Annotated in this window: 17 protein-coding genes; 12 read left to right on the top strand and 5 right to left on the bottom strand. The window is 37.0% G+C overall.

What is annotated here, in order from left to right; genetic code table 11:
• Positions 1-4: 4 nt before the first annotated feature.
• From ACFX4R_RS13455 to ACFX4R_RS13435, 5 genes are all read left to right on the top strand, one after another.
• Positions 5-490: a hypothetical protein gene (locus ACFX4R_RS13455; protein ID WP_013057211.1), complete on the top strand. Its 486-nt coding sequence runs from the start codon at positions 5-7 to the stop codon at positions 488-490.
• A gap of 219 nt (positions 491-709) precedes the next feature.
• Entirely contained in the window at positions 710-1783 is a 1074-nt protein-coding gene (locus ACFX4R_RS13450; protein ID WP_028408381.1) for a branched-chain amino acid aminotransferase, read from the top strand.
• Positions 1784-2007: 224 nt separating this feature from the next.
• Positions 2008-2235, top strand: a complete 228-nt coding sequence (locus ACFX4R_RS13445; RefSeq protein ID WP_043982787.1) for a hypothetical protein — start codon at positions 2008-2010, stop codon at positions 2233-2235.
• A 137-nt stretch (positions 2236-2372) separates the two neighbouring features.
• The gene (locus tag ACFX4R_RS13440) at positions 2373-2654 is read left to right on the top strand and encodes a hypothetical protein (RefSeq protein ID WP_043982786.1); all 282 of its coding nucleotides are present in this window, start codon (positions 2373-2375) and stop codon (positions 2652-2654) included.
• A gap of 411 nt (positions 2655-3065) precedes the next feature.
• Positions 3066-3992, top strand: a complete 927-nt coding sequence (locus ACFX4R_RS13435) for a manganese-dependent inorganic pyrophosphatase (RefSeq protein ID WP_014459925.1) — start codon at positions 3066-3068, stop codon at positions 3990-3992.
• Positions 3993-4010: 18 nt separating this feature from the next.
• On the opposite strand, the gene ACFX4R_RS13430 is transcribed toward ACFX4R_RS13435, so the two are convergent.
• On the bottom strand, positions 4011-4955 hold the full coding sequence (locus ACFX4R_RS13430) for an alpha/beta hydrolase (RefSeq protein ID WP_377569779.1): 945 nt from the start codon (positions 4953-4955) through the stop codon (positions 4011-4013).
• A gap of 225 nt (positions 4956-5180) precedes the next feature.
• On the opposite strand from ACFX4R_RS13430, the gene ilvD reads away from it, so the two are divergent.
• The gene (gene ilvD / locus ACFX4R_RS13425; RefSeq protein WP_028408385.1) at positions 5181-6857 is read left to right on the top strand and encodes a dihydroxy-acid dehydratase; all 1677 of its coding nucleotides are present in this window, start codon (positions 5181-5183) and stop codon (positions 6855-6857) included.
• A 67-nt stretch (positions 6858-6924) separates the two neighbouring features.
• Here the strand turns inward: ilvD and ACFX4R_RS13420 are convergent, their stop codons facing one another.
• A complete protein-coding gene (locus tag ACFX4R_RS13420; protein WP_043982783.1) occupies positions 6925-7353 on the bottom strand; it encodes a GNAT family N-acetyltransferase in 429 nt (142 codons plus the stop codon).
• Between the two features lie 367 nt (positions 7354-7720).
• Between ACFX4R_RS13420 and ACFX4R_RS13415 the strand changes: the two genes are divergently transcribed.
• On the top strand, positions 7721-8509 hold the full coding sequence (locus ACFX4R_RS13415; RefSeq protein ID WP_043982782.1) for a DUF4240 domain-containing protein: 789 nt from the start codon (positions 7721-7723) through the stop codon (positions 8507-8509).
• Positions 8510-8555: 46 nt separating this feature from the next.
• On the opposite strand, the gene ACFX4R_RS13410 is transcribed toward ACFX4R_RS13415, so the two are convergent.
• A complete protein-coding gene (locus tag ACFX4R_RS13410; protein WP_043982781.1) occupies positions 8556-9533 on the bottom strand; it encodes a DMT family transporter in 978 nt (325 codons plus the stop codon).
• 100 nt (positions 9534-9633) lie between these two features.
• Between ACFX4R_RS13410 and ACFX4R_RS13405 the strand changes: the two genes are divergently transcribed.
• Complete coding sequence (locus ACFX4R_RS13405; RefSeq protein ID WP_043982780.1) at positions 9634-10191, top strand: helix-turn-helix domain-containing protein; 558 nt, start codon at positions 9634-9636, stop codon at positions 10189-10191.
• A gap of 44 nt (positions 10192-10235) precedes the next feature.
• Here ACFX4R_RS13405 and ACFX4R_RS13400 read toward each other — a convergent pair whose 3' ends face one another.
• Positions 10236-10520: a hypothetical protein gene (locus tag ACFX4R_RS13400; RefSeq protein WP_028408390.1), complete on the bottom strand. Its 285-nt coding sequence runs from the start codon at positions 10518-10520 to the stop codon at positions 10236-10238.
• 95 nt (positions 10521-10615) lie between these two features.
• The gene (locus ACFX4R_RS13395) at positions 10616-10954 is read right to left on the bottom strand and encodes a hypothetical protein (protein WP_013083324.1); all 339 of its coding nucleotides are present in this window, start codon (positions 10952-10954) and stop codon (positions 10616-10618) included.
• A gap of 336 nt (positions 10955-11290) precedes the next feature.
• Between ACFX4R_RS13395 and ACFX4R_RS13390 the strand changes: the two genes are divergently transcribed.
• From ACFX4R_RS13390 to ACFX4R_RS13375, 4 genes are all read left to right on the top strand, one after another.
• Positions 11291-12409, top strand: coding sequence for a GAF domain-containing sensor histidine kinase (locus ACFX4R_RS13390; RefSeq protein WP_043982778.1), 1119 nt, complete (start codon positions 11291-11293; stop codon positions 12407-12409).
• 15 nt (positions 12410-12424) lie between these two features.
• Positions 12425-13063: a response regulator gene (locus tag ACFX4R_RS13385; RefSeq protein WP_377569776.1), complete on the top strand. Its 639-nt coding sequence runs from the start codon at positions 12425-12427 to the stop codon at positions 13061-13063.
• A 139-nt stretch (positions 13064-13202) separates the two neighbouring features.
• Complete coding sequence (locus tag ACFX4R_RS13380; RefSeq protein ID WP_377569774.1) at positions 13203-13742, top strand: NADPH-dependent FMN reductase; 540 nt, start codon at positions 13203-13205, stop codon at positions 13740-13742.
• Entirely contained in the window at positions 13742-14959 is a 1218-nt protein-coding gene (locus ACFX4R_RS13375; RefSeq protein ID WP_377569772.1) for an MFS transporter, read from the top strand. The genes ACFX4R_RS13380 and ACFX4R_RS13375 overlap by 1 nt, the downstream gene beginning before the upstream one ends.
• Positions 14960-15076: the final 117 nt, after the last annotated feature.

The raw sequence follows: 15076 nt of genomic DNA, 5'->3' as shown, positions 1-15076 counted from the left end.
CACCATGAAGGATTGGGTACAGAGAAAGCTAAACGATGTAATTAGTGATGATGTGCAGGCAAAAATGAAAGAAAAGATGGCTGAAAGCGGGGTAACCGTTCCTATATCCGCTTCTATGCTCATGCGAATTTTTCAAAAGCAAATGACAAAGCAAGATCAAATTCAGCAATTTTCTATTTCATTTCAAGACTCCTATATTCACGTGAATGGAATTATTAAAAAATTTCTAGTGAGAATTCCATTTTCCATTGTGCTAGAACCTCTTGAGGCAAAAGAACGTACGCTTCTATTCAAAATCCATGAAATGAAACCTCTTAATCAAAATTGGATCAACTATCGAATTTTTCACAAGCCGCCTGTTACTACGTATGAAGAAAAACAAATTCATATCAATCTCAATGAAATTGATAAAGTCAAGGTCATTCCAGTAGGGAAAATCAAACAATTTTCAATACAAGATGAAAAGCTTCGAGTGAAAATTGGTTTATAAATGGTTGTAAATAAAATGTAGAAATAGTTTTTTTAGAAAGAAAACCTTTTCAATTCAGCACTTAATTCGATTAGGTGCTATTTCTTTATAATTTTTATAAAATTTTTAGAATTTTTCGTCTCTAACTATTGTGACACGCTTCCCTAAAGTTGTACAATGTAACTTATATAGAGGTTTAAGCGAAAAACCCGTAAATATAAAGAGCAAGGAGAAACAACTATGACAACTTATTCAATCGATGTAACACTAAGTCAAACAAAAAAAGAAAAGCCGCAATCTGATCAATTGCAATTCGGGAAAATCTTCACGGACCATATGTTCATTATGGATTATACAGAAGGCCAAGGATGGCACGATGCTCGTATTGTACCTTATCAACCTATCACATTAGATCCGGCATCCATGATCTTTCATTACGGGCAGTCTGTTTTTGAAGGACTAAAAGCATATGTAACAAAAAAAGAGCAAGTATTATTATTTAGACCAGATGAGAACTTCAAACGTTTAAATAAATCAAACGATCGTCTTTGTATTCCTCATGTTGATGAAGACTTAGCGCTGGAAGCGTTAAAGCAGCTGATTAAAATTGACCGCGAATGGATTCCTACTGCTGAAGGTACATCATTATACATTCGCCCATTTGTCATCGCAACAGAGCCTTACTTAGGAGTAGCACCATCTGACCGCTATCAATTTATCATTATTCTTTCTCCAGTTGGTTCATATTACAAAGAAGGGATTGCTCCTGTAAAAATCGCGGTTGAAAGCGAATTTGTTCGTGCTGTAGCCGGAGGGACAGGAACAGCTAAAACAGGCGGAAACTATGCTTCAAGCTTAAAAGCTCAGCAGCTTTCTGACTCAAAAGGCTATTCACAAGTACTGTGGTTAGACGGCGTTGAACGCAAATACATTGAAGAAGTAGGAAGCATGAATATTTTCTTCAAAATCGATGGAGAAGTAGTAACGCCATCTGTGAACGGAAGCATTTTGGAAGGAATTACGCGTAAATCTATCATTGAGCTGCTAAAACACTGGGATATGCCTGTAACTGAGCGCCGTATTTCTATGGAAGAAATTAAGCAAGCTTATTCCGAAGGCAAACTAGAAGAGGCATTTGGAACAGGTACAGCTGCAGTTATTTCTCCAATTGGCGAACTATTTTGGAATAACGAGAAAATGGTCATTAACGATGGAAACACAGGAGAAGTATCACAAAAACTGTATGACACTCTAACAGGTATTCAAAATGGTACAGTGGAAGATCCATTCGGCTGGGCAGTAGAAGTAGAATAAATTTCGGCAATCGAATATCTTTTTACGTTAAAGAAGCGGGACAGCTCCCGCTTCTTTTTTTGTTTGTTGCCGAATAGTCCAAAAGAAACAAGTTATTTTTTGAATATTTAGAACTATTTATATACTTTTATTGTAAAATAAAATATAATCATCCTTATAAAAGCAATACTTTGTCTTTATTGAAATTTACAGCATTACTTATTCGTTATAAGGGGGAGAACAAGATGCTTTTTTTATCACATGATGAAAAAATTAAACAGCTGGCTTCACACTTAGCTGAACGACTCAAAAGAGAATTAAACCAAGAAACCTCAGATGAACAAATGCACGTGCTCATCGGCTATTTGTTTGCTTCTCATTTAATCGAGCACCATCCTACGGGTTATTACGTAAGGTCTCAATACCCTGAGCAGCTAAAAGATTTATATGAAACTTTACACGTCCATCAATAAATTATCTCTTCCTCTTTTGTCCTATATCGTGTAGAATTTTAGAAAATATATGATTTTCTAGTTGATGGCAGAGCTAGGATATAGCGTGGTATGGCATTTACCTTTAAATGATTAAGTAATGGTTTTAGAGGTGAATAATGTTAGCGCAGATCAAAGAAATGAGTTTAGATAAAAATCGTCGTAATCCACATTACCGCGTATTGTTGCAGTGTCCAGACGGGAATGAACTATTCATTCACTTTAATTATACATACCGATCAAAAACATATTGGTCAAGAGATGTATATTACAACAATGTTCATAAAAAATCTCAGCTTGCTTGGTATACTCAAAGCGTAGAGGAAATGACTGCTCAGCAGTTTCTTGAAGAGCTAGGAGCTAAAGTAAATGAACATTTCAACTTTACACTGCGACGATAACCCAAAAAAGCACCCTTTAACAAGGGGGCTTTTTTGGGTTATTTTATATAAACAAGGGCAAAATAATACATATTCTCTTTAATAATAGTCACTGCTTCCTTACTTTTTCTTTATAAAAATTGGCAAGATACTGCGTTTAAGTTAGCTATCAAGTGATGAAGAGACGGGTTGTGTTTTATCACTAATTTTTATATAATGAACCTATAAAACCCTCTATTTATATCGGAAATAGAGGTGTTTTTACTATGAAAAAGATACAAAATGGCAAAATATCTGCGGATGAACATCATTTTTCGCAAAAAAATTAAAATAATGTAAAAGTTTATGTTAAAATGGCAATGTTGCGTGAACGAATTAACTAACTTTACGCAAGAATGCTATTTACATACGTAAGAAGGAGAGAGATTTAAGATGGCAAAGACGTTAATTTTTGGACATAAAAATCCTGACACAGATACAATCTGTTCTGCAATTGCATACGCTGATTTAAAGAATAAATTAGGTGTAGACGCTGAACCAATTCGATTAGGCGATATTAACGGTGAAACGCAATTTGCTCTTGAAAAGTTCAACGCTGAACTACCACGTTTCGTTGATGAAGTATCTAAAGAAACAAATGAAGTTATTTTAGTGGACCACAACGAACGCCAACAAAGTGCAAACGATATTGATCAAGTTCGTGTGCTTGAAGTAATTGATCATCACCGTATTGCTAACTTTGAAACAGCAGATCCTTTATACTATCGTGCAGAGCCAGTTGGATGTACGGCAACGATCTTAAACAAGATGTATAAAGAAAACGGCGTAGAAATTGAACCTAACATCGCAGGTCTTATGCTATCAGCTATCATTTCTGATTCTTTATTATTCAAATCACCAACTTGCACAGACCAAGACGTTGCAGCTGCTAAAGAATTAGCGGAAATTGCAGGTGTAGATGCAGAAGAGTACGGATTAGCAATGCTGAAAGCTGGAGCTGACTTAGGCGATAAAACAGCTTCACAATTAATTTCATTAGATGCTAAAGAATTCAGCATGGGTACAAGTAAAGTAGAAATTGCACAAGTGAATGCAATTGATGTAAACGACGTTTTAGTGCGCAAAGTTGAATTGGAAGAAGCTATTACTAAAACAATCGAAGAAAAAGGATTACAATTATTCCTTTTAGTTGTTACAGATATTTTAAACAGCAACTCTACTGCATTAGCACTAGGTTCTGCTGCTTCAAAAGTAGAAGAAGCATACAACGTAACGCTTGAAAACAATACAGCTGTCTTAGAAGGCGTTGTATCACGTAAAAAGCAAGTAGTTCCTGTATTAACATCTGTATTTGCTTAATAAAAAAACGGTTCGTGTTTAGACACGAACCGTTTTTTTGTCCATATGCACGTCAAGCCAATTTAGTATATCTTCTATCACTTCATCTTTAATTAATTCATTAAGCAACTCATGACGGCACTGTGTAAAAAAGCGGTAGCTTACGTCCTGCAATCCGGCTTTTTTAAAGTCGTTATATACTTTGAGTACCCCTTTTGTATAGCTGCCTACTGGATCATGTTCTCCAGATATTAAATAAACAGGCAGGTTTGATGGTACTAGCTTTATATTAGCTAAGTTAGAGATTTGTTTGATTCCTGTTAATAAGTCATAGAAAAATCCCGCTGTGAAAACTCCTCCGCAGTAAGGGTCATTTACATATAAATCTACAGCCTCATTATCTTGACTTAACCAATCAAAAGGTGTTCGAGCAGGATGAAAGGATTTGTTATACTGTCCAAAAGAAAGTTTATCAAGCAATGGACTAGCAGATCGTAATCCTTTTCTTTTTTTCTCTATTTTCGCAGCTAATATGCCGCCCTTCAGTGAAAGGGAAGGAATGCTGCCAGTACCTGAGAGCATCACACCATGAATGTGCTCTATATTCAATTGAATATATCTTCTCGTTAGAAAAGAACCCATGCTGTGACCGAAAAGAAATATTGGTAAGCCGGAATGTTCCGTTGAAATGTGCTTAGTCAGAGCAATCATGTCGTAAACTACGGTGTCAAAACCATTTTCTTCAGCAAAAAAACGCTTTTCTTCATCTTTTAAAGCTGTTTGACCGTGACCGCGGTGATCATTTCCATATACGATGTAGCCATGTTGAGTTAATACACTAGCAAAGTATTCGTAGCGTCCAATATGTTCGGCCATCCCATGGGCTATTTGAACAACGCCTTTTGCAGAATTGTTTTCAACATCCCATTTTTGTGCAAATATTTCTTTTTCCTGATGACCTCTGTAGTAAAAGGATTGTTTCATGCTCAGCATCCACCTTCTGCTTTCCTGTAAAATAAGGGATATATGTATATACTATACTAATTTATGCAGGTGATTTTACTATTTTGAAATAAAAAATGATTATTTTGTCATAAACCTTTACAAACCATTATGTGATTTGTTAAATTAGTATTTATATTAAAAATTATTAAACAATTTAAAAAGATTCAGTTTTTAATAGGTTAGATGAATACGGAGGGAATTATTGTGGCAGAATTAAGAAGTAACATGATCAAAAAAGGATTCGACAGAGCACCGCACCGCAGCCTACTGCGTGCAGCTGGTGTAAAAGAAGAGGATTTCGGCAAACCGTTTATTGCGGTTGTCAATTCATATATTGATATTGTACCAGGTCATGTTCACTTACAAGAGTTTGGTAAAATCGTAAAAGATGCGATTCGCGAAGCTGGTGGCGTACCTTTTGAAATGAACACTATCGGTGTAGATGACGGTATTGCGATGGGACATATCGGTATGCGCTATTCATTACCAAGTCGTGAAATCATTGCTGACTCAGTTGAAACGGTAGTATCTGCTCACTGGTTTGATGGAATGGTATGTATTCCAAACTGTGATAAAATCACGCCTGGGATGTTAATGGCTTCATTACGTCTGAATATTCCGACAGTTTTTGTTAGCGGCGGACCAATGAAGGCTGGCGTAACGAGCGACGGTCGTAAGATTTCTCTTTCTTCAGTATTTGAAGGCGTAGGAGCTCATCAAGCGGGTAAACTTGATGATAAAGGATTGCTTGAATTAGAACAATTCGGCTGTCCGACATGCGGATCTTGTTCAGGAATGTTTACAGCGAACTCAATGAATTGCTTAGCTGAAGCGTTAGGACTTGCTTTACCTGGAAATGGTACAATCTTAGCAGTTGCTCCTGAACGTAGAGAATTTGTTAAAAAATCAGCTAAACAGCTTATGGAATTAATTAAATTAGATTTAAAACCACGTGATATCGTAACAGAAAAAGCAATCGACAACGCATTTGCTTTAGATATGGCGTTAGGCGGTTCTACAAATACAGTTCTTCATACGCTAGCTCTTGCGAATGAAGCTGAAATTGAGTATCCATTAGAGCGTATTAATGAAGTGGCAGAACGCGTGCCTCACTTGGCAAAACTGGCTCCGGCTTCGGATGTATTTATTGAAGACTTACATGAAGCAGGAGGCGTATCGGCTGCTTTAAACGAGCTATCTAAAAAAGAAGGAGCTCTTCATTTAGATACGATGACGGTTACTGGAAAAACGCTAGGTGAAAACATTGCTGGGTGCGATGTAAAAGACTATAACGTTATTCATCCAATCGATAAGCCTTTCACAGAAAAAGGCGGACTTGCTGTATTGTTTGGCAACTTAGCTCCAGACGGCGCGATCATTAAAACAGGCGGTGTTCAAGACGGCATTACTCGCCACGAAGGACCAGCAATTGTATTTGAGTCTCAAGATGAGGCGCTGCACGGTATTGCTAACGGAAAAGTAAAAGAAGGACATGTCGTAGTCATTCGTTATGAAGGACCAAAAGGCGGACCGGGAATGCCTGAAATGCTAGCTCCAACTTCTCAAATTATGGGAATGGGACTAGGCGCAAAAGTAGCGCTATTAACGGACGGACGCTTCTCTGGGGCTTCCCGTGGATTATCAATTGGCCACGCGTCTCCAGAAGCTGCTGAAGGCGGACCGCTAGCATTTGTCGAAGATGGCGACCACATCGTGATTGACATTGAAGATCGTTCGATGAATGTTCAAGTTTCTCCAGATGTTTGGGCAGAACGAAAAGCAAACTGGAAAGGCTTTGAGCCGAAAGTGAAAAAAGGCTATCTTGCAAGATATTCTAAACTTGTAACTTCTGCAAGCACGGGCGGAATTATGAAAATCTAATAGTACAAAAAAGGCTCTCTGCTGAGAGCCTTTTTCTTTATTAAAGTAACTGTGCAAAGAAGCATTTTTAACACGAAAATTCTTTTTTCATAATAACGTGTGGAATACCGTCTTCCATAAAGACATCTGAAACCGTCTTATAGCCTAATTTATGATAAAAAGGTTCAGCCTGAACTTGACCGTGAAGCTTAGCTTGAGTTAATCCTTCTTTTTTCGCTGCTTCTTCTAAGCTAGCCACCACTTCTTTTCCGAGCCCGTATTTTCTAAATTCCTTTAATACGCATATCCGCTCTATTTTGGCGTAATCGTCTACTATGCGGAATCTACCAGAAGCTGATGGTTCATTGTTATAGTAAATCAATATATGTTTTGCCGTTTTCTCATGTTCATCAAATTCATCTTTTAATGGCACGCCTTGTTCTTCAACAAACACTGTTTTACGTATATGAAATACTTCTTCAAGCTGCTCTTTTGTTGTAACTTGCTTAATTTCCATCGAAAATCCTTCCTTTGCTGCGAATTTATGATTCTTTTTTGTATAATAAAGATATCTGATATAAAAGAGTATAAAGGAAAAACAAAATGTTGTAAATGCAACAAAAAAACAAACAAGTGAAATATTACATACATGATGTTTTAATTTCTCGCTGTTTGAACTGTATCAGTAGCATTAAATTTAAATGCTGAGCGGAGTGTGCTCAAAAAATAGTCCTTCAGCTTTTAACAAACTTTAGAAAGAATTAAAATCAACTGGAACATGTTACAAAAGGAAAGAAAATGTATTATGAAGCGCCATGGCTCTACATAACTTGTAAAAAGAGAAATATTCACAATAGTAGTAGGATGAAAAAGGGGAATGTATCATGCAAATAACCTTAGTGTATAAAGATGAGCAATCGAATAAATTTTGGAAAGTTGAAAGAAGAGACAGCAAGTTAATCATTCACTTTGGAAAAGTTGATACAGCCGGTCGCATGCAGGTGAAAGAGTTTGCTTCCGCAGAAGCTTGTGAAGCGGAAGCTGAAAAGCTGATTCGTGCAAAATTGCAGAAAGGGTATAAGCCTTTAACTTGTTCAATGCAAGTAATGAAAGACAGTACGATGTCAGAGACTCTCTTTTGGGAACTGATAAAAAAGGCGAAGACAAAATTAGATGTCGACGAGCAAATGGAATGGCTCCGCTCCACGCTAGCAAAGCGTTCTGAAAAAGACATTTTCCGCTTTGATCAGCTATTAAATCAGCATTTTGATCAATCCTATACTTCTTCATTGTGGGCAGCAGCTTATATTGTAATGGGCGGTTGTTCAGATGATTGTTTTGATTATTTTAGAGCCTGGCTTTTATATCAAGGAAAAGACATTTATTATAAAGCAATTGAATCTCCTGAGACGATGATTTCTGTTCTTCAACCACTAGAAGCAGAAGGCTATGCTCCTCAATTAGAAGAATTACTTGCTGTAGCGTGTGAAGCTTATGAAGAAAAGACAGGTTTAGATAACGATTATTATTACGATAAATATGACCAGTTTGACCCAATATGGTACGATGAGCAAGATTTGGATCTTGATTGGGATGAAGATGATGAGGACGGTTTACAGATGCGATTCCCTGTGCTGTGGAGTCGCTATTGGAACAATCACCTCGAATACTAAAAAGAAGAGATGAAACTCTATATACAGAGTTTCATCTCTTCTTTTCTTATTTTGATAGAGTGGGTGACGGCGCGGTCTGAGATAGTTTTGTTTTTTTGTTTAACATACTATTTATGATCATTCCGATTACAATTATCATCATACCAGCTAACGCGATCCCTGTTGGCATACGCCCATTTAATAGAAACACTTCGCCAAGAACGGTAAAAATCATGCTGCCCGATTGAGTTGCTTCAACCGCTCCAAGCAAAGCTAAATTTTCTTTTGCCAAGTCTGTTGCGTGAAAGAAAGTCATCGTCGCAATTACACCTGAACTCATCGCTAATATAAAAGCTTGCGAAAATTGAGGAGCTGTTGGCATACCAGTTGTATAAAATCCATATATCGCATAGATGATACTTAGCGGTATACTGCCGATAGCCATACCTAAAACACGTTGAAATGTATCTAATTTCCCTTTGCAGACTTCCATCATTTTTCGATTTCCAAGCGGATATAAAAAAGCAGCCATGACGACAGGGAGAAAACCCAACACAAACTGTGAAAGCGTGATGTTTTCAGCTTCTTTAACTTGCATGAGAATCACGCCCACTAAAATAAATGTTGAAATACCAAGCGTTTTGAGTGGAATGTTTCCTCTTACTTTTTTGTTTCCATCTGCAGTTTGAATCGTTACATAGAAAAGTGGAGAAATGAGCGCACCTGCCAAGATCGTTACTTGCCACGTTCCAGCTATAAGCCATGACGGTCCAAAAAGTGAAGAAAAACTTAATAATGAATAAAATCCAATTCCTGCAAGAGTTCCCCAGCCTAACCAAGCGAAAGGATGCTTTTTCATTTCCATCCATAATGGTGTAAACTTCTTTTGTACAAGTACTAAAATGAGTAAAATAGGTAGTGCTAATAAAAAACGAAGAGATGCTGTCCAAGCCCAGCTTGTTCCAGATACATTCATGGCACGATTCACAATAAATGTAGCAGAAAAGAACATAGACGAGAGAAGCCCCCATAAAATTGCTTTCATACTTTTTCCTCCTAATTAATAAAAATACCTAAATGTATATTATAGTATACTTATATACAAAAAAAGTGTATCATAATATAAAAAAGAAAGGAAGAAAAAAATGCATTCAGAAGAAATGATGAAAAAGGTAGGCAACGAGCTTAGAAAAATAAGAACACAGCGAGAATTCACACTCGATGAATTAGCAGATAGGACGGGAGTCAGCAAACTCACGTTAGGGAAAATTGAAAGAGGGGAGACTAATCCAACCCTAGGAGTAATGTGGAAAATAACAACAGGTTTAAATATCCCTTTAACTAAATTAGTGTCAGTTGAACCTTCAGTGGCTGTATCTAAGTGCGGAGAAGGTTTTTCTCTCAAAGGACCGGACGAAGCGTGGAAAGTAGAATTTATTTTTCAAAATCAAATAGATTCAACTATTGAAATGTACCGAGCCTTTCTTTCTCCTCTCGCTACATACTATCCCGAACCTCATCATAAAGGATTAATTGAAGTAGCAACGGTAATGGAAGGCAGAATTGAAATGAAAATAGAAGAAGAGCTATACGAACTAAAACAATTTGACTCTATAAAATTTGAAGGAAGTCATGTACACTCATACAAAAATCTTGAAGAACGTCCCGCTGTTCTGCATTTACTGCTAAAATATGAGGCGTAAAACGGCAGAGCCGCAGTAAAACGAACCATAAAAAATGATTCGTTTTACTGCGGCTCTAATAGCTGTTTATTCATCAGCTTGTTTTGGTAGCTAATATATTTTTTCACTTTAATGATACTTAATGAATATTCTTCAATTAAACGGTGGATAGATTGAACCATACACTCTGGATAATGATGTTTTTTCTGTAAATATACTTTATACTTTCGAATTTGTCTTTCGAAATATAAAATAACTTGTTCAGGCGTTTTCACCAGTAAAGATTGCATGTATTCATTTACTTGCGTTTCAAGAAACGAATAGCGATTCGTGATAAAAAATGTCTTCATCTTATTTTCCTCCCTATATGTTAGTGGTACAAAAAAGAAACCCTTGTGCTAGGATTTCTTTTTTGCTTTTTATTTGAATCAGCTGTGCGCAATTTTTAGGCACTGATACTTGAAATCGAAGACTCTCTATATTTTTTTATTTTGCATTTTATATATGTAGGTGTTTCGCTGAAAAGATTTGCTACGTGTGTAATAGCTCCATAATACGTTTTAGCATCCATCATTTCTTTATTCACAATATAGTCATACAGGGATGATTCAATATCATCAACAAAAGCTAAAATGTGACGCTTTTCGAATAGGAGTTGATAAAGTTCATTAATTAAGTATGGGCTTTGATCAAATTTGTCTTGCAGCTGCTCTACTCGGTACTTTGTCATAGGCACTTCACACAAGATAATGTATCGTAACTCTTCTAAAAATAATTTATTCATCTTTCTCACATCCCTATTCTGTTAATAATTATATAATAGCACTATGCCTTCATATTTGGAAGCGTTTTCAATGTATTAATTTTAATATTTTTTTCTTCTCATTTCCTTTCGTTTTTTCTTTTCTTACGTGAATTATCTGTAGTATAGTTCGTTTTACGTAAAGACTCTAGCTACTTGTTAAACTACCTGACATACTTTTTGGGATTTTTATTATTGATGTCAAAAACTCTTGCATACCTAAGCGGAAACACCTTAAAAATAACGTCCTATTAGCCGGAATCGTCTTTAATTGTGATAAAATAAAAAATGGAAAATACATCATATAGGAGAGAGGCTATGGAAAAAGATCATATTTCAGAGCTTAAGATTTTAAAAGACATTGCCGAGATTTTAAATGAAGGCACTAATTTACATACAATGCTTCACGACGCTCTTTTAAAACTGCTACAAATAACAGATTTACATACAGGATGGATCTTTTTTATTGATGAAAATGGAAAACATGAGATGATTGCCGCTCAGCATTTGCCGCCAGCTTTATTAAATAAAACCGCTCAGCCTATGTGTAACGGAAGCTGCTGGTGTGTTGATCGATATATGGATGGCCGGCTTCAAAAAGCGTCTAATATTATGGAGTGCAAGAGACTTGAAGATTCCGTCACTTATGAGTGGGGAGATACACACGACATTACCCATCACGCAACGGTTCCTTTACAAGCAGGAGATGAGCGCTTTGGATTATTAAATGTAGCTGCCCCTCATAAAATTCATTTTGAACAGCGAGAGCTTGATTTATTAGGATCCGTCGCTCTTCAAATTGGCACGGCTATCAAGCGGATTAAGCTGACTCAATCTCAGCAAGAGGTAAAACTTATTGAAGAAAGAAACAGACTGGCCAAAGATCTTCACGATTCTGTTAATCAGCTGTTGTTTTCAATTAATGTCACAGCCAAAGCCGGAAGCAGCTTAGCAAAAGATGTACAGTTAAAAGAGACTTTTTCCTTAATCCAAGAAACCGCTCAGCATGCCCAAGTGGAAATGAAAGCATTAATTTGGCAGCTTCGTCCTCAAGGATTAGAAAACGGCATTGTCAGCGCGTTAAAAAGCTATGGTCAAATGCTAGGGCTTAACGTAAAAGAACAAATTAAAGGAGTGTCTGTTTTGCCTGCTGTGATTGAAGAGACACTGTGGAGAGTCGGGCAAGAAGCTTTTAATAATTGCCGAAAGCATGCGGGTACGGCAGAGGTACATTTAAACGTAAATATAAGCAAAGAACAAGTAAGTATGAAAATTCAAGATAGCGGCAATGGATTTATATATAGCGCTTCAGCAGAATTGCCGACGCTTGGGTTAAAAACCATGCAGGAGCGAATAAACAGATTAAATGGCAATCTATCTGTTACAAGCAGCATAGGAAACGGAACGGTTGTGGAAGTATCTATTCCTCTTTCATAACAGAAAGGAGCGCATATGAAAATAAAGATTCTAATCGCAGATGATCACCACGTTGTCCGAAAAGGGCTTGTTTTTTTCTTACAGACGCAGCCAGACTTAGAAATTGTAGGAGAAGCTTCTAACGGAGAGGAAGCTTTAAAGTTAGCAATATCCCTAGAACCACACATTGTGTTAATGGATTTATCGATGCCGGTTCTCGACGGAATCGAAGCAACAAAAGAATTAAAAAAACAAGCACCGCATATACAAGTCATGATTTTAACAAGCTTTTCGGATCAAGACCATGTGATACCGGCATTAGAAGCTGGAGCTTCAGGCTATCAGCTAAAAGAAAGTGACCCCGATGAACTTGTAGGCGCTATTCGAAAGCTAATGAATGGAGAAAATCAGCTTCATCCAAAAGTCACCACACACTTGCTAACACGGTTAACCAAGAGCAGCGAAAAGAAAGTCAATTTTACTGACCACTTAACGAAACGAGAAAAAGACGTATTAAAAGAAATTGCAAAAGGTAAAAGCAACAAAGAAATTGGTTCTTCCTTACATATTACAGAAAAAACAGTAAAAACACATGTATCTAATATTTTATCGAAGCTTGGGGTTCAAGACCGCACGCAAGCTGCTCTATATGCTGTGCAGCATGGCATTTCCTAACCTACGACTTTAGTTGTAGGTTTTTCTCTGTGCTTCTCCGTCTATATTGGTAGCTTTCTTTCTACCAATAGCATGACGAAAAAAAGTTCAATCATCCCTATACTATACATATAACCAAACGACAGAGGAGTAGATAAGCATGAACATACTTATTATCAATGGAAGTCCCAGAGAAACAGGTCGAACAACACAAGTGACGAGAGAGCTTCACAAAAGCTATCAAAGTTCTTTTTTAGATTTAAGCCAATTATCGCTTCCTATATTCACAGGTGAACCTCATCAGTATGAAACAGAAGAAGTGCAAGAGCTAATTGAAAAAATAGAAAAAGCGGATGGTATTTTACTTGCGACGCCCGAGTACCACGGAGCTATGAGCGGAGCGTTAAAAAACGCGTTTGACTTCTTAAACAGTGCGTATTTTGCGCATAAGCCCGTAGTACTTTTAGCAGTATCAGGAGGAGGAAAAGGAGGCATTAATGCTTTAAATAACCTTAGAACCGTTACACGCGCCTTGTATGCGAATGTTCTATCTAAGCAGTTGGTATTAGACCCTGCAGACATCGGGGAAAAAGGGACTTTACGAAAAAACGCAGCTGACGGAATTCATGAATTAGTTAATGAGCTGACTCTGTATACACAAGTGTCTAAGCAAATTTTAGAAGCTAAGCAAAATGTTTGATGAAGGCGCTCTATAAAGACCGGTGCTTTCAAGTCGTAGTAGCTGCTAATGTTTTATCCTCTATCGGCTCCGGTATTACGATGCTTGCCATTCCTTTACTGTTAGTTGCATCTCCAAATGGAAATAGACTATTTGGTACGATTATGCTGATTATGACGGTGATTAGCTTTATGGCTACTCCGTATATCGGCGTTCTTATTGATCGAATGTCACGAAAGAAACTGCTGTTAACCGTAGAATTGACAGGTTTTATCACGGTCATGTTATTTGTAATCGTCGGTTTTGTTACAGACTATTCAACGATTCACTACGTCATTTTGTACGGAACTGGAAACCTTTACTACACGTTTTTTTATCCAACGATTTTCGCGTTAAATCAAGAAGTTTTTTCAAAAGATGCGTTTCAATCATTAAACAGTATCATGGAAATACAAGGGCAGCTATCGAGTATGCTTGCAGGAGCTTTGGCGAGTCTAGTCATTACTCGTTGGTCGCTTCAATGGATTTTAACAGTCGATGCAGCTACGTATATAGCTGCATTTCTTTGTCTATTGAGTATTCCATATAAACAAAACAGGGAACGAAACGACAAGAAACACACTGCTATGAAAGAAGGGTTAACATTTATAAAAGAAAATCGCTCGGTCTCTATTTTTTTACTGTTTTCTTTTATGCCTTTCATCGCTGTGATGATGACGAACTATTTATTTCCTATTTATCTGACTCAAGAATTAAACGCAAGTCCAGCAGCATATGGGATTGAAAGTGCTGTATATGGTTTCGGGGCGTTAACGGCAGGGGTATTTATCGTATCTATTATGAAAAGAACAGGCACAGAGCTAGCGATTATGCTGAATATAAGCCTTTTTGTACTCGGAATATCTATCATCTTCTTTATGAAGCTTTTGTCGGTTTATTTTTCTATTGTGTTTCTTCTTGCTTTTGCAAATGCAGGTACAAGAGTAGCTCGAAATACGTTTATGATGCAGAAAATACCGAATATCATCGTGGGAAGAGTCGACAGCTTTTTTCGCTTTATCACGTTAGGTATTCGAATTTTACTAATTTTCTTCTTTACGTACGTTACGGCTAACGATCGTATAGGACTGGCTTTTTTAGGCCTTAGCCTGCTTTTATTATCATCCGCTGGAGCAGGTTGGATACTCTACAAAAGAAAACAGCGAAAACAGTCCGCATTGCTTAAGAGTGTTTTATAATGTCTGTTGCATGTTATAATAGAGGAATTGACAAATAATGTTCAACGTTTATGACGTTGAACATTATTTGTTCTGAATAGAAATTAAACAGAAACAGCATTGACTGTTATGCGATTG

The sequence above is a fragment of the Priestia sp. YIM B13490 genome (assembly GCF_042787735.1).
In the GTDB taxonomy this organism is placed as follows: domain Bacteria; phylum Bacillota; class Bacilli; order Bacillales; family Bacillaceae_H; genus Priestia; species Priestia megaterium.
This window is presented reverse-complemented; position numbering and strand designations above follow the sequence as displayed.